General features: G+C 48.1%; 23 protein-coding genes and 1 pseudogene. 19 read left to right on the top strand and 5 right to left on the bottom strand.

What is annotated here, in order from left to right; translation table 11 throughout:
- The first annotated feature begins 4 nt into the window (after positions 1–4).
- The 6 genes from E5354_RS01945 (at position 5) to E5354_RS01920 (ending at position 6,660) form a co-directional block, all read left to right on the top strand.
- Positions 5–1,408, top strand: coding sequence for an amidophosphoribosyltransferase (locus E5354_RS01945; RefSeq protein WP_135946223.1), 1,404 nt, complete (start codon positions 5–7; stop codon positions 1,406–1,408).
- An 86-nt stretch (positions 1,409–1,494) separates the two neighbouring features.
- Positions 1,495–2,367, top strand: a complete 873-nt coding sequence (locus E5354_RS01940) for an electron transfer flavoprotein subunit beta/FixA family protein (protein WP_135946222.1) — start codon at positions 1,495–1,497, stop codon at positions 2,365–2,367.
- A 24-nt stretch (positions 2,368–2,391) separates the two neighbouring features.
- The gene (locus E5354_RS01935) at positions 2,392–3,420 is read left to right on the top strand and encodes an electron transfer flavoprotein subunit alpha/FixB family protein (protein ID WP_135946221.1); all 1,029 of its coding nucleotides are present in this window, start codon (positions 2,392–2,394) and stop codon (positions 3,418–3,420) included.
- A gap of 11 nt (positions 3,421–3,431) precedes the next feature.
- Entirely contained in the window at positions 3,432–4,112 is a 681-nt protein-coding gene (locus E5354_RS01930; protein WP_135946220.1) for a DUF5041 domain-containing protein, read from the top strand.
- Positions 4,113–4,138: 26 nt separating this feature from the next.
- On the top strand, positions 4,139–5,845 hold the full coding sequence (locus E5354_RS01925) for an acyl-CoA dehydrogenase family protein (protein ID WP_135946219.1): 1,707 nt from the start codon (positions 4,139–4,141) through the stop codon (positions 5,843–5,845).
- A 155-nt stretch (positions 5,846–6,000) separates the two neighbouring features.
- Positions 6,001–6,660 carry a C40 family peptidase gene (locus E5354_RS01920; protein ID WP_135946218.1) on the top strand — a complete coding sequence of 220 codons (660 nt, stop codon included), beginning with the start codon at positions 6,001–6,003 and terminating at the stop codon, positions 6,658–6,660.
- Between the two features lie 18 nt (positions 6,661–6,678).
- On the opposite strand, the gene E5354_RS01915 is transcribed toward E5354_RS01920, so the two are convergent.
- The gene (locus E5354_RS01915; RefSeq protein WP_135946217.1) at positions 6,679–7,599 is read right to left on the bottom strand and encodes a C40 family peptidase; all 921 of its coding nucleotides are present in this window, start codon (positions 7,597–7,599) and stop codon (positions 6,679–6,681) included.
- Positions 7,600–7,723: 124 nt separating this feature from the next.
- On the opposite strand from E5354_RS01915, the gene E5354_RS01910 reads away from it, so the two are divergent.
- From E5354_RS01910 to E5354_RS01850, 13 genes and pseudogenes are all read left to right on the top strand, one after another.
- Complete coding sequence (locus E5354_RS01910) at positions 7,724–8,026, top strand: urease subunit gamma (RefSeq protein ID WP_135946216.1); 303 nt, start codon at positions 7,724–7,726, stop codon at positions 8,024–8,026.
- Between the two features lie 162 nt (positions 8,027–8,188).
- Positions 8,189–8,527, top strand: a pseudogene (locus E5354_RS14395) (urease subunit beta); the annotation flags it as partial.
- Between the two features lie 145 nt (positions 8,528–8,672).
- Entirely contained in the window at positions 8,673–10,391 is a 1,719-nt protein-coding gene (locus E5354_RS01900; protein WP_135946214.1) for an urease subunit alpha, read from the top strand.
- A 97-nt stretch (positions 10,392–10,488) separates the two neighbouring features.
- A complete protein-coding gene (gene ureE, locus E5354_RS01895) occupies positions 10,489–11,142 on the top strand; it encodes an urease accessory protein UreE (RefSeq protein WP_135946213.1) in 654 nt (217 codons plus the stop codon).
- A 49-nt stretch (positions 11,143–11,191) separates the two neighbouring features.
- Positions 11,192–11,860 carry an urease accessory protein UreF gene (locus tag E5354_RS01890; protein WP_246863711.1) on the top strand — a complete coding sequence of 223 codons (669 nt, stop codon included), beginning with the start codon at positions 11,192–11,194 and terminating at the stop codon, positions 11,858–11,860.
- A 66-nt stretch (positions 11,861–11,926) separates the two neighbouring features.
- Positions 11,927–12,550: an urease accessory protein UreG gene (ureG, locus tag E5354_RS01885; RefSeq protein WP_123396648.1), complete on the top strand. Its 624-nt coding sequence runs from the start codon at positions 11,927–11,929 to the stop codon at positions 12,548–12,550.
- Positions 12,551–12,575: 25 nt separating this feature from the next.
- Positions 12,576–13,517, top strand: coding sequence for an urease accessory protein UreD (locus tag E5354_RS01880; protein ID WP_135946211.1), 942 nt, complete (start codon positions 12,576–12,578; stop codon positions 13,515–13,517).
- Between the two features lie 13 nt (positions 13,518–13,530).
- Complete coding sequence (locus E5354_RS01875) at positions 13,531–14,520, top strand: urea transporter (RefSeq protein ID WP_135946210.1); 990 nt, start codon at positions 13,531–13,533, stop codon at positions 14,518–14,520.
- A gap of 15 nt (positions 14,521–14,535) precedes the next feature.
- Positions 14,536–15,222, top strand: coding sequence for a 2,3-diphosphoglycerate-dependent phosphoglycerate mutase (gene gpmA / locus E5354_RS01870; protein WP_123396645.1), 687 nt, complete (start codon positions 14,536–14,538; stop codon positions 15,220–15,222).
- A 154-nt stretch (positions 15,223–15,376) separates the two neighbouring features.
- Positions 15,377–16,276 (top strand): SPFH domain-containing protein, encoded by a 900-nt coding sequence (locus E5354_RS01865; protein WP_123396644.1) that lies wholly within the window; start codon positions 15,377–15,379, stop codon positions 16,274–16,276.
- A gap of 117 nt (positions 16,277–16,393) precedes the next feature.
- Entirely contained in the window at positions 16,394–16,645 is a 252-nt protein-coding gene (locus E5354_RS01860) for a hypothetical protein (protein WP_135946209.1), read from the top strand.
- Between the two features lie 119 nt (positions 16,646–16,764).
- Positions 16,765–17,826: a family 43 glycosylhydrolase gene (locus E5354_RS01855; RefSeq protein WP_246863710.1), complete on the top strand. Its 1,062-nt coding sequence runs from the start codon at positions 16,765–16,767 to the stop codon at positions 17,824–17,826.
- 459 nt (positions 17,827–18,285) lie between these two features.
- Positions 18,286–18,660, top strand: a complete 375-nt coding sequence (locus E5354_RS01850) for a YccF domain-containing protein (RefSeq protein ID WP_123396642.1) — start codon at positions 18,286–18,288, stop codon at positions 18,658–18,660.
- Positions 18,661–18,695: 35 nt separating this feature from the next.
- Here E5354_RS01850 and E5354_RS01845 read toward each other — a convergent pair whose 3' ends face one another.
- From E5354_RS01845 to E5354_RS01830, 4 genes are read right to left on the bottom strand one after another with little or no spacing between them, the layout of a single operon-like run.
- Positions 18,696–19,226, bottom strand: coding sequence for a DUF5063 domain-containing protein (locus E5354_RS01845; RefSeq protein WP_123396641.1), 531 nt, complete (start codon positions 19,224–19,226; stop codon positions 18,696–18,698).
- Complete coding sequence (gene nadD, locus E5354_RS01840; protein WP_123396640.1) at positions 19,198–19,803, bottom strand: nicotinate (nicotinamide) nucleotide adenylyltransferase; 606 nt, start codon at positions 19,801–19,803, stop codon at positions 19,198–19,200. Before nadD ends, E5354_RS01845 begins: the two co-directional genes overlap by 29 nt.
- A complete protein-coding gene (gmk, locus tag E5354_RS01835) occupies positions 19,800–20,369 on the bottom strand; it encodes a guanylate kinase (RefSeq protein WP_135946208.1) in 570 nt (189 codons plus the stop codon). The genes nadD and gmk overlap by 4 nt, the downstream gene beginning before the upstream one ends.
- 11 nt (positions 20,370–20,380) lie before the next feature.
- Positions 20,381–21,256 (bottom strand): YicC/YloC family endoribonuclease, encoded by an 876-nt coding sequence (locus E5354_RS01830; protein WP_123396638.1) that lies wholly within the window; start codon positions 21,254–21,256, stop codon positions 20,381–20,383.
- Positions 21,257–21,283 lie beyond the last annotated feature (27 nt).

The raw sequence follows: 21,283 nt of genomic DNA, 5'->3' as shown, positions 1-21,283 counted from the left end.
TAATATGGGAGGATTTTTCGGAGTCGCAAAACACGACGAATGCATAAACGAGCTGTTCTACGGAGTTGACTACAACTCCCACATGGGCACCAAACGTGCCGGAATAGCCACCTGCTACGGCGGCGTGTTCACGCGATCCATCCACAATATTGAAAATTCCTATTTCAGATCCAAGTTTGAAGGCGATCTGAAGGATTTCAGGGGAAATGTAGGCATCGGTGTCATAAGTGACACCGATGCACAACCCATAATTGTAAACTGCCACCTCGGCAAGTTTGCAATCGTCACCGTAGGCCGCATCAACAACATCAACGAACTTGAGAAGGAGTTGCTTGCCAAGGGACACCACTTCTGTGAACACAGTTACGACATCATCAATCCCACTGAGATGATAGCCGCGCTAATCAGCGAGGGAACCGACTATGTCACAGGTATCAAGAACGTATATGCCCGTGTCAAAGGCTCATGTTCAATGCTGTTGCTCACCGAGGACAGCATCATAGCGGCGCGTGACAAATACGGACGCACACCCGTAATCGTGGGACAGAAGGATGGCGCACATGCCATTACAAGTGAAACGTGCGCATTCCCCAATCTCGGCTACGATGTGTGCTACAATCTCGGCCCAGCCGAAATTGTGGAGGTAAAGGCCGATGGCATTACAAAGCTTAAGGAGGCTGAGAAGACCATGCAGATATGCGCATTTCTGTGGACCTATTACGGTTACCCGGTATGCGAGTATGAAGGCAAGAATGTCGACCTCATGCGTTACGAATCAGGACTTGAAATGGGTCGCAACGATGACACCGAGGTCGATTTCGTCAGCGCGGTGCCCGATTCGGGAATAGGAATGGCTTTGGGCTACTCCCAGGGCAAAGGAGTCCCCTACCAGCGCGGTATCGTGAAATATACCCCTACATGGCCCCGAAGCTTTACCCCCAGCACCCAGGAACGCCGTGAGCTTGTGGCCAAGATGAAGCTGATTCCCAACAAGACTCTGCTCAAGGACAAGAAGGTCATATTCTGCGACGACTCGATAGTGCGCGGAACTCAGTTGCGCGACAACGTGAAGGACCTGTTTGACTGTGGAGCCAAAGAGGTTCACATCCGCATCAGCTGCCCGCCGCTCATCTATCCGTGCAAGTTTCTTAACTTTACGGCATCCAAAAGCGACATGGAGCTAATCACCCGACGCGTGATACAGCGCCTTGAGGGTCGTCACGACAAAGATCTTCAGGAGTATGCCACAACCGATTCGCCCAAATACAAGGCGATGGTTGAAAGCATTCGCGAGGAACTTGGATTGACATCGCTGAAGTTCAACTCCATCGAAACCATAGTGAAGTCGATAGGCCTGCCCAAATGCTGCGTATGCACCCACTGTTTCGACGGAAGCAGTTTTGATTAATACGTTTTTTGGTTAAGACCTTAAAAAACACTATCTTTGCAATCAATATAAAGTATAATATATTAACTGTCTAATATCTTTTAATCATGAGTCTAAACATCATTGTGCTCGCAAAGCAGGTGCCCGACACCCGTAATGTTGGCAAAGATGCGATGAAGGAAGATGGCACCATAAACCGTGCGGCTCTCCCTGCCATCTTTAATCCCGAGGACTTGAACGCCCTTGAACAGGCACTTCGCCTCAAGGACGCTAATCCGGGGTCCACTATTACATTGCTTACAATGGGGCTGCCACGTGCCTCTGAAATCATTCGTGAAGCTATTTACCGCGGTGCCGATACCGGTATCGTTCTTACCGACCGTGCCCTTGGCGGTGCCGACACTCTTGCCACCTCATATTCTCTCGCTCAGGCTGTCAAGAAATTCGGCAATTATGACATAATCCTCGGAGGCCGTCAGGCTATCGACGGTGACACCGCACAGGTTGGTCCTCAGATAGCCGAGAAACTCGGTTTGCCCCAGGTTACTTATGCCGAGGAAATCCTTGAGCTTAAGGATGGTCATGTAGTTGTAAAGCGTCGTCTTGAATCAGGCGTTGAAACCGTCAAGGCTCCCCTGCCCTGTGTTGTTACAGTCAACGGTTCGGCAGCCGATTGTCGTCCCCGCAACGCCCGCCGAGTTCAGAAATACAAATATGCCGTTTCTCCCAGCGAAAAGGAAAAGCTTTCCGACGACATGAAGGCTATAGTTGACGCCCGTCCCTATCTAAACCTTCAGGAGTGGAGCGCCGCTTACGTTGACGCCGACCCGCAGCAGATAGGTCTTGCAGGATCGCCTACAAAGGTAAAGACTATCGAAAATGTAGTATTCACTGCCAAGGAAAGCCGCACACTCGACAATGACGATGCCCAGATCGAAGAACTCGTAAAGGAACTTATCGCTAATCACACTATAGGCTAATCTACTTAAAGAATCAACACAATCATGACAGACAATAATAACTTAATCGTATATTGCGAATACGAAGACGGCAAAGTGGCCGATGTGAGCCTTGAGCTTCTCACCAAGGGCCGCGTACTTGCCGATAAGCTCGGTGTCAAGTTGGAAGCCCTCGTAATTGGCGACAAGTTGGATAAAATCGAAGAAACGCTCTATCCCTATGGAGTCGACACTGTATATAAGGTTGAGGATGCACGCCTCTATCCCTATACTTCCAATCCTCATGCAAGCGTGCTGATCAACCTGTTCAAGGAAATCAAGCCGCAGATATGCCTTATGGGTGCAACCTGCATAGGCCGTGACCTCGGTCCCCGCGTATCTTCATGCCTCCACAGCGGCCTTACCGCCGACTGTACAGCTCTTGAAATCGGCGACCACAAGGATCCCAAGACTGGCAAGGAGTACACCGACCTTCTCTACCAGATTCGTCCGGCATTCGGCGGTAACATCGTTGCAACCATCGTGAATCCCGACTGCCGTCCTCAGATGGCAACCGTGCGCGAAGGCGTGATGAAGAAAGAGATCAAGGATCCCGCTTACAAAGGCGAGGCCATAAATCTTGACGCATCCAAGTATGTAAGCCCCGAAGACTTTGTTGTTGAAATCATCGACCGTCACATCGAGAAGTCGAAAATCAACATCAAGAACTCACCCATCATTGTTGCCGGAGGTTACGGAATGGGAAGCAAGGAGGGATTTGACCTTCTGTTTGAATTGGCCAACACTCTCGGCGGTGAAGTCGGAGCGTCACGTGCAGCTGTTGATGCCGGATTTGCCGAGCATGACCGTCAGATTGGTCAGACCGGCGTTACCGTTCGTCCCAAGCTTTACATAGCCTGCGGTATTTCAGGACAGATTCAGCACATTGCAGGTATGCAGGAAAGCTCTATCATCATCTCGATAAACAACGACCCCAACGCACCAATCAACACCATCGCCGACTACGTTATAACCGGCAATGTTGAAGATATAGTTCCCAAACTCATCAAATATTACAAGAAGAACTCAAAATAATATTTGACCCAATGAATCGACTTATCACAATATTTGCTTGCCTGTGCGTCATGTCCTCCATTGTCGGAGGTCGTGAATTGCGCTTGAAAACGACTTCATTTGAGGATTACATCCCTCTGCTGGAGAATGCCGGTTTCCATTTGGAAAGCTTCGATATTTCCGATCTTGCCGACAGTTCTTATTACATTCAATTGCAAATTCGCGAATATGAGGCAGGAAAAACCGATTTCAAGACCAACATGATGCCCTATGCTCTAGATAATCGAACTATGGCAAGCGAATTTAAAGATACCACAATTCCGGCCGAAGAGATGGCTGTCCCTGAAAAAGGTATATACACTTTAGGTCGAAAAGTCAACATCGGATTGCGTTCAGTCACTGATTCCACCAAAACCGTATTAATGGATATTCCCGAGATTGGTACCATGCCTCTATCCCTTAAAATGCGCAAGGTACACAATCCCGAAACGGGCGATGACATTATGATTGAATATGATGCGCGCCCATTCAAAGTGGATTCTATCCGTATCAATGATTTCACTCCACTCGTGTGGGTTGGTTCATTTTGGTGGGATGGTGATTTCAAGATATTCCGATGCTGCGGAGAAAATGAGATAAGTTCATTGTCAAGCGAAATAGTCGATAATTCACCGCACTACTATGTAATCGGCATTGTAGTGACGCCTAAATAACATGAAATAATAAACAACCAATAGTAATGGCTAATTTTTATAACGACAATCCCAGTCTTAAGCATCATCTGACTCATCCTTTGATGCGTAAGATTATCGAATTGAAAGAGCGTAACTATACCGACGCCGAGAAGTACGACTACGCTCCTTTCAACTATGACGATGCCATGGACTCCTACGAAAAGGTCCTTGAAATCGCCGGTGAAATAAGCGGTGACATCGTAGCACCCAACGCTGAAAGCGTAGACCACGAAGGCCCTCACGTAGTAAATGGTCGAGTTGTATATGCCGAAGGTACTCAGAAGAATCTCGACGCTCTTGTAAAGGCAGGTCTTATGGGCATCTCACTGCCCCGCCGCTACAACGGTCTTAACTTCTCGCTTGTACCTTACATCATGGCAGCCGACATGGTGAGCCGCGCCGACGCCGGATTTGTCAACATCTGGGGTCTGCAGGACTGTGCCGAAACAATTTATGAATTTGCCGATGAGGACCAGCGTAAGCGTTATCTTCCCCGAGTATGCGCAGGCGAAACCATGGCGATGGACCTTACCGAGCCCGATGCAGGTAGCGACCTTCAGGCCGTTATGCTTAAGGCTACTCCCGATGAAGAGAACGGTTGCTGGCGTCTTAACGGCGTGAAGCGATTCATCACCAACGGCGACGGCGACATAGCTCTTGTACTTGCCCGTAGCGAGGAAGGCACAAAGGACGGTCGCGGATTGTCGATGTTCATTTACGACAAGAATGACGGAGGCGTAACAGTTCGCCGCATCGAAAATAAAATGGGTATCAAGGGTTCACCCACATGCGAGCTCGTTTTCAAGAATGCAAAGGCTGAACTTTGCGGTTCACGTAAGCTCGGTCTTATCAAGTATGTGATGGCCCTCATGAACGGCGCCCGCCTCGGAATCGCAGCTCAGTCGGTAGGTGTATCGGAAGCTGCTTACCGTGAAGCTCTCGACTATGCGCGTGACCGCCGTCAGTTTGGAAAGGCAATTATCGAGTTCCCTGCTGTTTACGAGATGCTTTCAGTAATGAAGGCCAAGCTCGATGCATCACGCTCGCTGCTCTATGAAACCACTCGTTTTGTCGACATGTACAAGACCTACGAGGACATAGCACGTGAACGCTCACTGACTCCCGACGAACGCGCCGAGATGAAGAAGTATTCACGTCTTGCCGATGCCTTCACTCCCATGGCCAAGGGCATGGGCAGCGAATACTGCAACCAGAACGCTTACGATTCAGTACAGGTACACGGCGGTTCAGGCTTCATGAAGGACTACGCTTGCGAGCGCATCTATCGTGACGCACGCATAACCTCAATCTACGAAGGTACTACACAGCTCCAGGTTGTGGCAGCCATACGCCACGTGACCACAGGCACCTATCTGAACCAGATACGCGCTTATGAGAGCGAGAACATTGCCGAAGCTTATCTGCCGTTGAAGGACGAGCTTGTTAAGCTTACCGACATATATGCCGCCGCAGTTGAGAAAGTTACATCGGCAAAGGATTCGGAATATCTTGACTTCATGGCCCGTCGCCTTGTCGAGATGGCAGGCAACATCATCATGAGCTATCTGCTCATCCTCGATGCAAGCCGCAACGAAGAGTTTGACGCTTCGGCCCGTGTTTACAATAACATAGCCAAGGCTGAGGTTGCAAAGCACGCCGAATTCATCAACAACTTTACTCCTTCGGAAGTAAACGTTTACAAGAAAGCATAAAATTTTTTCATTGTTAATACCGAGGCATCGCTGTCATGTGACAACGATGCCTCTTTTACTGTCATTTTACATAAGCTAAAAAATATGAATTATGGTGTAATAAATGAATTTTATATTTAATTTTGTTGTAGTCAACTTAATTTTCCAAAACGACAATGCGCAGGTCATTATATATATTCGCTATAGTCACAGTGTTGCTTGCCACCGGATGTAAATCATCAAAATCGGTGACGGGTTCGACATCGTCCTATGACAAGAATCGACCTGCCGACACCCGCATTGAAATTCCCGAGTTATACGGCGACGAGAAGCTTCTTGTCGACGAAGCGTTGACATGGCTCGGGACGCGTTACAAATACGGCGGCAAGGACTATAACGGCACCGATTGTTCGGGGCTCACCATGCAGGTTTACATGAAAGCGCTTGGCATAGCGCTTCCCCGCTCGTCACGTGAACAGCAACAATTCTGCAAGTCGATACACAAGAGCAAGCTCAATGCCGGCGACCTCGTATTCTTTTGCACGGGACGCGACAAAACACGTGTGTCACATGTCGGTCTGTATGTTGGAAACGGACAGATTATACATTCATCAGCAAGCCGCGGCGTAATCGTAAGCCGACTTGAAGAGAAATACTACACATCAACCTACCATTCATCGGGTCACGTACAACGCAAAACATCCTCAAAGCCCGCCAAAAAAGTTAAGCCGGAGAAGCCCTCAACTCCCAAATTTGAGAATGAGCCGATGCAATTTGACCTTGATGAGGTTATTGAAGCTAAAATTGATTCAATCTACAGCTCTTTCCTCGATTAAAATATTGGGAAACGGGGTCTAATTCTCCTGATTGAAGTACCAAGGATGATTAATCACCTTGGTTATGCCTTTCGACTCGCCGCCGCCCAAAATTCGGCGTGCAAAAAAGAAATTATCCACCGCATCCAGACGGTTCAATCTCACGCGTCCGGCCGATTCTATGAATATACCGTCACCTATATAAATACCCACATGGTTAACCCGCCGAGTGACCATATTTCCGAAAAACAGCAAATCGCCCTTCTTTAAGTCATTTTCATTAACCTCGGTGCCGGTCAAAGCCTGTTGCGATGCGTCACGCATCAATATCAAGCCGTTGCGATAGTAACACATCTTAGTCAAGCCCGAACAGTCCATTCCCTTTGACGACAATCCGCCCCATAGATATGGTGTTCCCATCACTGCTGCAGCCGTAGACACCACAAGCGATGCATCGGGATTCTGCCGGCTCCACTTGTCAAGCGACATCACATCCTTTGTGTCGACCCATGCTGTACGCCCGTCGGGAAGCGTCACTTCGGTACGCCGCTTTCCGTTTTTGATGCTTCCTTCCATAATGTCGCCTTGCACCAGGTCACTTACCGTCACGTTGTCTTTCTCGCCCGAGTAGGCCTTGACCTCACGATCGCTTACCACTATTACCCTCGGAGCGTCGCGCCACTTTTTCATGTATTCGTCATCGGTCACCGTCAGCGAATTGTCTATCACATATCCCCAATATCCGTCAGGCATTTCCACGAAGTACCAGCCATCGGATATCCTGTCATGCACACGCAACGGCGTACCCATAAGCACCTGTGTCGACAGTTCCGAACTGTGAGAAGGATTGGTGCGCACATTTGCTACCGAGATATGAGGTAACGCCCAATTCTGAGCCGATGTCGAGAAAGAAGCCAATGTAACGCACAAAATCAATACAATATTTACTATATAATTCATTGTCAAGTATCTTTTATGACAAAGATAACCCAATTATTTCATTCTATAAAAAAAGTTTATCCATAATCAATCTTTTTCTAATTTGTCGTGTTATATTATTATGAATATTTAATTTGCTACTATTATGCATCTAACACCTAAAGAAATTGACAAATTGATGTTGCTCAATCTCGGAATTATTGCTGAGCGCCGTAAAAACAAAGGTCTTAAGCTGAATTATCCCGAAGCAGTTGCATACATCACATCGGCTGCGCTTGAAGAAGCCCGTGCCGGTAAGACGGTTGAGGAAGTGATGGTGGAAGCCTCCAATGTTCTCACTAAAGACGATGTCATGCCCGGCGTAGCCGACATGATTTCCTTGCTTCAGGTTGAGGCTGTGTTTACCGATGGCTCTCGCCTTGTTAGTATTCACCACCCAATCAAGTAATTAACCCTTTAAAACACAAAAATCATGGCTACAAACAACAATCAGGCTAACGTTGCCGGGCAAATACCCGGTAATCCTCCGTTGAATGCCGAAGGTTACAGCAAGGATAATCCACCCAAAGCAAGTGACACTCCGACTACTATCTATAACGGTGTACCGCCAATCTACGAAAAGAAAGTACCCGGATTCACTCCCTCTCAGTATGTACCCGTAGGTGGAGTCGATTTAGCATCGGACCCTATAGAGTATAACACCGACCGCTACACTGTAAAAGTAACAGTACACAACACCGGTGACCGACCCGTTCAGGTTGGCTCGCACTTCCATTTCTTTGAAGTGAACCGTTATCTTGAATTTGACCGCCCCAAAGCCTATGGATGTCACTTGAACATTCCGGCTACTACCGCAATCCGTTTTGAACCCGGTGATGAAAAGGAAGTAGAGCTTGTAAGCTACAGTGGAAAGCGCAAAGTATGGGGCTTCAACGATCTTGCCAACGGTTACACCGGAGGTCAGGATACTCCTACATTCTATCCCAATAAGATTCATGCCATCCGCAAAATGAATGAATATGGATTCAAGAGCGTAAGCGAAGATGAAGCCGATGCGGAATATCAAAAGTAATCACTGTAATTGACTAAAAACTATGGCAACTATTTCTCGACAAGAATATAACAATCTTTTCGGTCCTACCGTAGGTGATAAAATCCGACTCGGCAACACTCACCTCTATGTACAGATTGAAAAGGATTTGCGTGTATACGGCGATGAGGTCGTATACGGAGGCGGCAAGACATTGCGCGACGGCATGGGCTTGGCTAACCGCTATTCGGTTAAGGGAGGCTCCCTTGACCTGGTAATCACCAACGTTACGATACTTGACCCTATCCTCGGTGTAGTAAAAGCCGATGTAGGTATTAAGGACGGCAAGATTGCAGGCATAGGAAAGGCCGGTAATCCCGACACTATGGAAGGTGTATCGCCCGACCTCGTTACAGGTCCGTCGACCGACGCTATCTCAGGCGAGCATCTGATTCTTACCGCTGCAGGTATCGACGGTCACGTACACCACATTTCACCTCAGCAGGCTTATAACTGTCTGTCCAACGGTATCACTACACTTATCGGCGGTGGTATCGGCCCGACCGATGGTACCAACGGTACAACCATAACCTCAGGTGTATGGAACATGTACAAGATGCTTGAGTCATTTGAAGGTATTCCTATCAACTACGGATGTCTTGCCAAGGGCAACAGCTCGGTTAAGGAAACTTTGGACGAACAGATTTATGCAGGAAGTTGCGGATACAAAATCCACGAGGACTGGGGTTCGACACCTGCCGCAATACGTGCATGTCTTGATTCAGCCGACCGACTTGATGTTCAGGTAGCAATCCACACCGATACCCTTAACGAATCGGGTTATGTAGAGGATTCTATCGCAGCTATGGACGGCCGTACAATCCACACCTACCACACCGAAGGTGCCGGTGGCGGTCACGCTCCCGACCTTTTGAAGGTGGCTTCGATGGCCAACGTGCTTCCGTCATCGACCAACCCCACTCTTCCTTTCGGTATCAACTCAAAGGCCGAGTTGTTTGACATGATCATGGTATGTCACAACCTTAACCCCAATATCCCGAGCGATGTGGCATTTGCCGAAAGCCGTGTAAGACCCGAAACCCAGTCGGCCGAGAACATTCTCCACGACCTTGGAGTATTGTCTATGGTATCATCCGACTCTCAGGCAATGGGCCGTGTAGGAGAATCGTTTATGCGTACTTTCCAGATGGCTTCATACATGAAGGATGTCCGCGGAAAGCTTCGTGAGGACAGCGACGAGAACGATAACTTCCGTGTACTGCGTTACCTTGCCAAGATCACCATCAATCCCGCAATCACCTACGGTTGCTCCGACCTGCTCGGAAGCATCGCAAAGGGCAAGATGGCCGACCTCGTGCTTTGGGAACCGGCATTCTTCGGAACAAAACCGAAACTTGTCATCAAGGGCGGTCTTATCAACTGGGCACAGATGGGCGACCCCAATGCTTCGCTCCCGACACCGCAGCCGGTTTACATGCGTCCTATGTACGGTGCATTCGGCAAGGCACTGAAGACTACTTGCGTAAACCTTATGTCACGTGCCTCAATTGATGCAGGTGTACCTGAGAAGCTTGGTCTTGAACGTATATGCTATCCTGTTCATGGAACACGCCAGATATCCAAGTACGACATGATTCGTAACACCGCCATGCCTCGCATTGAGATTAATCCTGAAACATTCTATGTATATGTTGACGGAGAACTTGCCTACGTGCCGCCGGCACCGTCGCTTGCACTCTCTCAATTGTATTGGTTCAGCTAAAGATAACACATTGTTTTCTCATAAAAGTCACTGCACGCCCCCACTGAGCGTGCAGTGATGATTTAATCAACGCATAACTCAACTATTTATACCCGACATGAAGATATTCAGCGAAGTAATAGGCAACATCCACGGTGACAAGAATCTTGCCGAAAAGATTGAAAAAGCATCGGTCGAATACCTCGACCTCGATCAATGGACAGCCCAGAAAAGCCGATTCATAGTTACAGGCGACAAAGGCACACAATGTGCAGTGGCGTTGAAGCGCAACACACAGCTCATTGAAGGCGATGTCCTTGAATATGACCCCGACACCAACTCGGCAATCGTGGCACGCATCGAATTGAGTCCCGTGTTTGTCATCGACCTTGCGGCAATTGAAAAAGAGGATAAACTTAAAATAATACAGACCTGCATCGAGCTCGGTCACGCCATAGGCAACCAGCACTGGCCCGCCGTGATAAAGGGCACCAAAGTCTACATCCCGCTAACTGTCGACAAGAAAGTGATGAAGAGCGTCATGGACACCCACGCAATTCCCGAGGTGACCTACGAGTTCCAGGCCGGAAAAGAGGTGATTCCCTATCTTGCCCCTCATGAGATACGCAATCTATTCGGCGGCACCGCTCAGGAAAGTCACGCTCATGTTCACGGTGATCCCGGAATGCACGCCCATGTACACACTCATCCCGACGGGACTGCACATGTGCATCCACATGTGCATGACGACGAACACCATCACGACCATTAATCAATACTCAATTTGTTTAACCATGAGCGCTTCATCAATTATATCTTGTATGCGACTGCTCGAAATGAGCGACTCGCAATTTCCGGTAGGCAACTTTTCATTCTCCAACGGGCTTGAAACAGCCTCTTACGAGAAGATAGTACATGATGCCGACACGCTGAGTCAGTATGCCCATGCAGCATCGCTCCAATCGGCCTACAGTGACGGAATCGCGGCAATACAGGCCTATCGTGCCATAAGCAACGACGATTACGACCGACTGTTGCTTGCCGACAAGGAGGTGATACTCTGCAAAATGAATGATGAAGCCAGGCAAATGGTATTGCGAATGGGCAAAAAACTTGCAGAACTCGCTGTACAAATCATGGATTGTCCTACGATGCAGCGTTTCCTCGATGATATCCGTAATGAACGCACGGCCGGTACCTACCCCGTGGCACAGGCCATCGCCATGCACTGCGCCGGAATATCGGAGGAGGATATGTTCACCTCGCAGCAATTCGGTGTCATAAACATGATTCTCGGTGCTTCGTTACGTTGCGTAAGAGTGTCACACTACGACACACAAAAGATAGCCTACAACATGGCTCCACAAATTGCACATGACTACGAAGTTGTGCGCAATCTCGACTTCGAGGACATGAGGGCATTCGTTCCCGGCATGGACATCATGGCGTCACTTCATGAGAAAGGCAACATGCGCATGTTCATGAACTAAACAATGTAACGCGACATTATAATTACATAATCATACTTATTAACTAAATCAAAAACTATTTATTACATGAGTACTTGTCGAATCGGTATCGGAGGGCCTGTAGGCTCAGGTAAAACCGCACTTATAGAAGCAATAACACCACATCTCCTCAATGATGGATTCAAGGTGTTGATTATCACTAACGACATAGTAACCACTGAGGATGCCAAGCACGTGCGTCGAATGCTCAAAGGCGTCCTGCTTGAGGATCGCATCATAGGAGTAGAAACCGGAGCATGCCCCCACACCGCCGTTCGCGAGGATCCCTCGATGAACATAGCAGCCGTTGAGGAGATGGAGGCAAAGTTCCCCGACACCGATATAGTTCTTATCGAATCGGGAGGCGACAATCTCACCCTTACTTTCTCGCCGGCATTGGTTGACTTCTTCATCTATGTAATCGATGTAGCGGCAGGCGACAAGATTCCGCGCAAGGACGGCCCAGGCATCTCACAAAGCGACATTCTCGTAATAAACAAGACCGACCTGGCACCCTACGTTCACGCGTCACTTGAAGTAATGGATCATGATTCAAAGCTGATGCGTCCAGGCAAGCCTTTCGTATTTACAAACTGCATGACAGGCGAAGGCATCGATGAACTCGTTTCGCTCATCAAGGCCATGGCCCTTTTTGACCACGACAAAGCCTGATATAATTTAAAAATCGTCCTTAATTATGAAAGATGTAGCAAATGCACCCGAGATAAAGCGTCTTGAATCAATGCGAGAGATGCAACCCTACAACAACCCTACCCGAGCTATGTTTATCGGCGCTCCGGGCAAGGTGGGTTATCTGCGTCTTGGATTCGAGCTCGACGCTTGGGGTAAAAGCATATTACGCGACCATGAGCGCATAGCTCCGCTTATCGTACAGCAGGAGCTATATTGCGATGAAGGCATGCCCGAAATGCCGGTCGTGTATATAATATCATCGGGCGGCCCCAATGTCGACGGCGACCGCTACGAACAGGATATCGAGATGCGCCGGGGCTCTTTTGGCCATGTCACAACAGGAGCAGCGACCAAAATTGCTGAAATGAAGGATAATTTCTCGGCACTCTACCAAAAAATAACATTAGAGGAAGACAGTTATCTCGAATTCATTCCCGAGCATACAATCCCATGCAGCAACGCACGCTACATCACCTATACCGACATTGTGTGCCATCCTTCAGCCACGATGTTCTATAGCGAAATTTTCACTTGTGGACGCAAACATCGCGATAACGAAGTGTTCAAGTACGACATCTTGTCGGTAACCTGCAACGCCATGCGTCCCGACGGCACTCGTCTGTTTCGTGAGAAATTCATAATTGACCCTAAGGAGTACGACCTGCGCAACCTCGGCATAATGGGACGATATGACATGTTTGCCAATGTAATAGTACTGACACCGCCAGAAAAGGCTCAAGAGATATACGACAAGACCGAAGTCGGATTTCTCGATGACGGAAAAGTGGCGGTGGGTTTGACCCGATTACCAAATGAAGCGGGACTGTTGTACAAGGTCCTCGGATTTGAAACCGGGCCTGTCAAAGACAAAATAAGGAATTTTTGTTCAACAGTTCGTCAAGTCGTAAAAGGCAAGCCTTTGCTACCCGATTTCCCTTGGCGATAAATAAATCATAGTTATGAATAACGAATCAACTTCGGGAAACAAGCAGCGTACGCTGATGACCTACATTTCAGGCACACTTAAAGGTGCCGGTCAGGTGATGTTTCAAGGTAGCGCCTGGACAGGACTGTTAATAATGGCGGGTATATTCTGGGGATGTTACGGCCCCGACGGTGAACACATGCCCCTTGTGGCATGGGGTGCCCTCGTGGGACTCGTGGTGTCGACTGCTATGGGCTACATCTTTGAATCCAAGAGCGACGGCGACCAGGGACTCTGGGGATTCAACGGCATCCTGGTGGGATGTGCGGTATTTACATTCCTCGGCAACACCGTGTGGGCATGGATGGCTTTGATTTTCGGTTCGGCAATGACCGTTGTAGCCCGTCGCGGCTTCAACAATGTATTTGCGCCTTTCAACACCACATCCTACACGTTCCCGTTTATCGTCGTGTCATGGTTCATCCTGCTGTCGGGACGACTCATGGGCCAATTGCCTCCCGTGGGCGAAGCCGTGGCTGAATTTCCCACCAACGTTACATCGCCCGACCTCACCTATACATTTGCCGACCTTGTAATCTATTGGCTTAAGGGAATCTCCCAGGTATTCCTTGTAAACTCATGGGTTACCGGAATATTCTTCCTCGTGGCATTGGCTCTGTGCAGCCGTTGGGCAGCATTCTGGGCAGCATTGTCATCGGCTGTGGCACTCTTTGTCGCAATAGTATTCAATGCCGAGCACGCAGGTGTAATCAACGGTCTTTACGGCTTCTCGCCCGTACTTACCGGTATCGCACTCGGATGCACATTCTACAAGCCCAATGTTAAGTCGTTCTTCTACTCTCTCGCCGGCGTGGTGTTCACCGTATTCGTACAGGTGGGTATGGATGCATTCTTCGCTCCCGTGGGACTTGCCACACTGACAGCTCCATTCTGTGTCGCCACATGGATATTCATGCTGCCTATGTACAAGCTGCGCATGTCACGCCAGAAGAGTTCTCACTGATAAACCGCTCCTGACATGAAACGCATCGTACTGCTAAGACACGGACAAAGCCAGTGGAATCTGGAGAACAGATTCACAGGGTGGACCGATGTCGAACTCACCGACAAAGGACGCGAAGAGGCACGTAACGCAGGCAAGAAACTCCGCGAAGCCGGAATAATGCCGCAATTCTTCTTCACTTCCTACCTGAAACGCGCAATCCACACCTTGCAGATTGCCGCCGATGAACTCGACCTTGCATGGGTTCCCGTAATCAAGGACTGGCATCTCAACGAGCGCCATTACGGCGCTCTCCAGGGACTCAACAAGGCTGAAACGGCTAAAGAGTATGGCGAAGAACAGGTACACATCTGGCGCAGGAGCTATGCCACCCCTCCCCCGCCCCTGACGCTCGACGACCCGAGGTATCCCGGTAATGAAGAGCGTTATTCCACTCTGGCCTACGAAGAGCTTCCTCTAACCGAATCGCTAAAGGACACCATCGAACGTGTAAATCCATGCTGGGAGGAGCGAATAACTCCGAAACTCCATCTTTACAACACCGTACTCGTGGCGGCTCACGGCAACAGTTTGCGGGCACTTGCAATGATGTTGCTGCACCTGACGCCTGATGAGATAATGAAAGTAGAGATTCCTACCGGTGCCCCGTGGATATTCGAGCTCGACGACCGGTTCAGCGTCTTGAAGGAGTACTACATTTAGAATTTTACACCACAAGGCTTCCATTAATATAAATCAGTTGCACGGTATCATTCACGATACCGTGCTTTTTATTTGATTTTGTTTTGAATATATTGTATATTTGCAATCTACACAATCATTAATACATCCTAATTATCATTAATACATTCTAATTATGGCAAACAAAGAATTTGAATATCGCGGACCGGTTGTCAACGGATTCCTGATGCTTTTCATCCAGCTATTGATAATGGCCGGCATCGTATGGCTCATTATCGAAGCCTCGACAATAGCCGTGATAACAGCGGTCGTGCTCGGTATATTATGGATTATCATGACATGCGGATACGTAATGCTGGAGCCTAACGAATCATTCGTGCTGATATTCTTCGGCAACTACTCGGGAACATTCCGCCGCACAGGCTATCATTGGATAAATCCTTTTATGACCAAGCGCAAGATATCGTTGCGCATCCGCAACCTTGATGTAGAGCCTATCAAAGTCAATGACAAAGTGGGCAATCCCATTCTGATAGGACTTGTGCTCGTGTGGCGCATAAAGGACACCTATAAGGCAGTGTTTGACCTCGATTCACAATCAAGAGGCAACAACATGCACAACCTTGCATTCCAGACATTCGTGTCAATACAGAGCGATGCCGCCCTTCGAGAGGTAGCCGGAAAATATGCCTATGATGACGAGAACGACAACGAGCATCTGTTGACACTCCGTTCAGGAGGCGAAGAGATAAACGAGCAACTCGAACACAAGCTGAATGAGCGCCTTGCCATGGCCGGCATGGAGGTTGTGGAGGCCCGCATCAACTATCTTGCCTACGCACCCGAAATTGCAGCGGTGATGCTTCGACGCCAGCAGGCTTCGGCAATCATTACCGCACGCGAAAAGATTGTTGAAGGTGCCGTCACTATGGTTAAACTCGCTCTTGACCGTCTTGAGAAGGAAGAGGTTGTCAAGCTTGACAATGATCGCAAAGCAGCCATGATCGGTAATCTGCTTGTCGTTCTGTGTGCCGACGATGCAGCACAGCCCGTTGTGAACACCTCGGCCAACTGAAAAACTGCAACACAAAACTTAAGAGCCGGCTCTTAACCTTTTTGCATTCAGGAACGTTGTTATGTCATAAACTTGACAATACGACCGGAGCAGGTCGATAAACTCTGCATGACATATATGACGGAAAACAGAATCAGGCCCATAGATGACATTCGCATAGAGCTCTATGACGACAATGGCATGGTTGATGCCTATCAAGGTTCAGGTTATCACACAGTCGATGAAGCCATACGTAACGCATTTGACGGCGTGCGTAGTGAAATGAATATCGAAGACTACGTATTCAAGGTTATAAACCTCACGACAGGCACTTCGGCACGTTACCGAATAAATGCAGGAGGAAATGTAAAGATACTCCCTGAACAGTAAAAGACAATAATCCCGGATAATTCCGGGATTATTTGTTTCGGCACAATTATTGCTCAATTCATCCTTTATTCTTAAATTTGCATAATACCAAATACACAACCAAATACCGGTAATTACTCATGAATAAATCATTAATCTATTATGCACTGATTGCTTGTGCTCTCATGTCACAAAACAAAGCAATAGCTGATGACAATGCCCCACGCCGTCCACAATTTGATGCAACGCATCCCGATGTGCACGACCCCGTAATGGCCAAGGGTGAGGACGGCCGTTATTATATCTTCGCAACCGGAATGGGTGTCGGAGTAATGTCGAGTGCTGACATGAAGGAATGGAAAATAGAACCGTCGGTGTTTAAGGAAGCTCCTGCATGGGCAGTCGACACTGTAAAGGGCTATCATGGTCACACATGGGCTCCCGACATAAGCCGTCACAACAATGAGTGGCATCTCTACTACTCTTGCTCGACATTCGGCAAGAACGGCAGCGCAATCGGACATGCGGTCAACAAGACTCTTGACCCATCTTCGCCCGACTTCAAGTGGGTTGACAAGGGAATGGTCATAGCGTCACATCGCAAATTGGATAATTGGAACGCTATCGACCCCAACCTTATAGTTGACGACAACGGCACTCCTTATCTCACATTCGGCTCATTCTGGGACGGCATACAGCTTGTAAAGCTTTCAAAAGACGACTTTACCACTCCGGTAAACAAGCCTGTAACAATAGCACGACGACTCAATCGTGCCGTCACTGTCGAGGAGATGAACAATCCCGAAAATTTCACCACTGAGGGAAATAACGTGATCGAGGCCGGCGAAAACGCCATTGAAGCTCCGTTCATATTCAAGCACGGCGACTATTGCTACCTCTTTGTAAGCTTCGACTATTGCTGCCGAGGCCAGAATTCGACCTACAAGACCGTCTACGGACGCTCCAAGAACATCGAAGGCCCCTATATCGACAAGGAGGGCAAACGCATGGAACTCGGAGGCGGCACCTATCTTTATGGCCCTGATGACACATACTTCGGAGTAGGACACTGTGCAGCCTATGAATTTGACGGTCAGCCCTACTTCATCTCCCATGCCTATGAGAAAGATCAGAACGGAAGAGCAAAACTCTTCATCCGTCCTCTTGCATTTGACAAGGAAGGCTGGATTGTGACAAAGTAATCAGACACAGCCATAACCGATAAAAATAAGCCGCTCGGGATATTCCCGAACGGCTTACTTTTATAAAAGCCACATCAAAGGATGCGATGAAACTCCGAATGACAGGATTTGAGTGCTCGTCAACCTTTGTAATCCGCCTGGGTTATTAGCCTCCGCTCCTTGGAGCGGATGGGGCCCGCCATTAGTCGGCTAAGCTTGTCTCGGTATTTCATTTGTAATTGATGAGTTTCCCAATCTACTTTGATGTGGTATAAGTTTATTTCAATCAATCTCGGACTCTCTTGCCCTTTGTCTTATAACACAAAGATAAGCGATATTGTTGAATATTCCAAACTTTTTAAGTCATAAAAACAGTGATGCAAATTATTGCGCGATATCGCTTGCAACATGAATTTTATTCGCTATATTTGTGTTTTTGGCTTAATAGCTTATTGTAATTTTAACCTTCAAATTATCAAAATGAATCTGTTCCTTAACATAATCTGGATTGTTTTCGGAGGCTTTGTGATTGCTATCGAATATATTGTGTCGAGCGTAGCCATGATGCTGACAATTATCGGCATCCCGTTCGGACTTCAAACCCTTAAACTTGCGCTTGTGGCACTTACTCCTTTCGGAACCAGAGTCGAATCATCGCCTACTTCCAACGGCTGCATAAGTCTTCTCATGAATGTTATATGGTGGTTTGTGGGAGGCATTCCTATTGCATTGACTCACCTCGGATTCGGCCTGCTGTTTTGCATAACGATAATAGGCATACCGTTTGGAATCCAGCATTTCAAGCTTGCAGGACTTGCATTCACTCCGTTCGGAAAGACAATAATCAACTATTAGAGCCCTGCCGTTAACATTTATAGTCGAACCGGCTCTTAATCGCGTTCGTTGAGAGCGTTGTAGCGAATGTGGTTCAACGCTCTCATCACATTGCACAGTATTCGGCTCCAATAGGACTGGAAGTCATCCTTGACGGCAATCAATGCCTGATCAATCAATTCATTGGGCACATCCTTTATCGCCTCAAGGAAATTGTAGAGTACTTGGAATATATCGGCAAGACCTTCCGAAACCGATGCCGCGATAGGCGTGTCGGAATACTTCATATCCTCTTCAAAAACTTCAAGATAGGTGTCATCGGGTCCGAGAAGATTCTCGATGCTTCGTCTTATTGAATCATAATAATCCTCATCAAGTCGACCGTCGATATAAGGTTCCTCCAGCCCCAAATCATCTATCTTTAGGTCGCTTGCCGTGATGTAGATGCGGGGGAGCAACCGCAACATGGCGGCGATAAAATCGTCACACTCCGTTTCACGGGCCGATTCAAGAGTCTGGCAATATTCATTGCACAGCCCTATGAAGGCAAGAGAATTATTATTCAATACCGTACTGCTTTCCATCATTTTTGTAGAGTTTGTTTCGTTCTATATATTCATATACCTGCGGGGGCATAAAAAAGTTCATGTCACGCCCCTCGGCTATGCATTCTCTTATGAATGTTGATGAAATATCCACCATAGGAGCATCCACAACAGTCACGTTGTCGGGAACAATGTCGGGTAAAGGATAATCGCGACGCGGATATACGATGAGTCCGTATCGCTCGATAAGGGCCTCGCTATCGCGCCATTCGGGGAAACGCGGCCAGTTGTCGCTGCCTATTATTATACGGAAATCGTAATCGGGATACATCGATTCGAGTTTCTCCATGGTGTTTATCGTGTAAGAAGGCTGAGGCAATGACAACTCCACATCACACACCTTAACCGTAACGGAGCCATTGACAGCCTTGTCGAGCATTGCCAGACGATGACGGTCGTCAAGCAACTCCGATTGTTCCTTAAAGGGATTCTGGGGCGAGAGATTCAACCACACCTCGTCGACAGGTCCGAACTGAGCGATATACGATGCAAGCATCAGGTGCCCGTTATGCACAGGATTGAACGAACCTCCCAATATGCCTATAACCCGACGAGTCACTTTACGAGGAATTCTGCTATTACATCATGAGTTTCATTGACGGCCTTAGACAGCTCATCGTTGACCACCCTGGCATCGTATCGCGTAGCAAACGAGAGTTCATAGGCAGCCTTGGCGACACGCTCGTCAATGACTTCGGGAGCATCGGTGGCACGTGATTCAAGACGACAACGCAACTCCTCAATCGACGGAGGCATGATGAACAAGGCCAAAGCACGGTCGCCGTATATCGACTTCACGTTCATCGCGCCCTTGACATCTATGTCAAGCACTACATTGTGTCCACCGGCCACGATCCGGTCGATCTCGCTTTTCAATGTTCCATAATATCGGCCGGCATATACCTCTTCCCACTCCACGAAGTGCCCCATGGCTATGTGATTGCGGAATTCTTCTTCGGTTAGGAAATAGTAATTAACGCCGTGAACCTCACCTTCACGTGGCTGTCGGCTCGTCGCCGATATTGAGAACTGCATGTCGATGTCGCCACGCTCAAGCAGGGCGTTTATGATTGTCGACTTGCCACACCCCGAAGGAGCTGAAACGATTATGATCTTACCGTCCATGTCGTAATCGATTACATCACGTTAAGTACCTGTTCCTTTATCTGTTCAAGTTCGTCCTTCATCTTCACGACGATCTTCTGAAGCTCGGCATGATTGGATTTTGAACCGAGAGTATTTATCTCTCGTCCCATCTCCTGGCTGATGAATCCGAGTTTCTTTCCTTGACCGTTGCCATGCTCCATCGTTTCCATGAAGTAATTAAGATGCTGGGCAAGACGCTGTTTCTCTTCGTTGATGTCAAGCTTCTCGATATAGAAAATCATCTCCTGCTCCAATCGGTTCTTGTCAAATGTCACGGAATCGATTTTTGCCAGATTCTCCTCAATGCGTGCGCGTATCTTCACGACACGCTCTTTTTCATAGGGGTCGACCGATGACAACAGCTCACGTATGTTGCTGATTTTCTTGGTAAAGAACTCTTCAAGTTTCTTGCCCTCCTTGGCTCGGAACTGCATAAGCCCGTCGATGGCCTCACGGGTTGCGTTGAACAACGCCTCCGACTCCTCGTCGGTCAAAGCCGCAGGAAGCTCGCTCTTGACCGTTTCAGGGAAACGCAAAAGCACGCCATACCAGTCATCGGGCCAAGGTATACCGAGCTGACGCGCCATCTCTTCCACCTGAGCCTTGTATGCAGCCATGAGAGGAATGTTCAAGGACACGGTGGTTTCCGCACCTATTGATTCCGAATATATCTGAAAATCAACCTTTCCGCGCTCGACAACAGAGGCTATCAGATTGCGCAGTTCCAGCTCCTTTTCACGGAATATAGCCGGAACTCGCGCTGATATATCCAGCTGCTTGCTGTTTAACGACTTGATTTCAACTGTGATTTTCTTGTTAGGGATTGTGACAACCGATTTGCCAAACCCTGTCATCGATAATAACATACTCTAATATATTTTCCACAAATTTAC

The organism is Muribaculum sp. NM65_B17 (assembly GCF_004793735.1).
In the GTDB taxonomy this organism is placed as follows: Bacteria; Bacteroidota; Bacteroidia; order Bacteroidales; family Muribaculaceae; genus Muribaculum; species Muribaculum gordoncarteri.
This window is presented reverse-complemented; position numbering and strand designations above follow the sequence as displayed.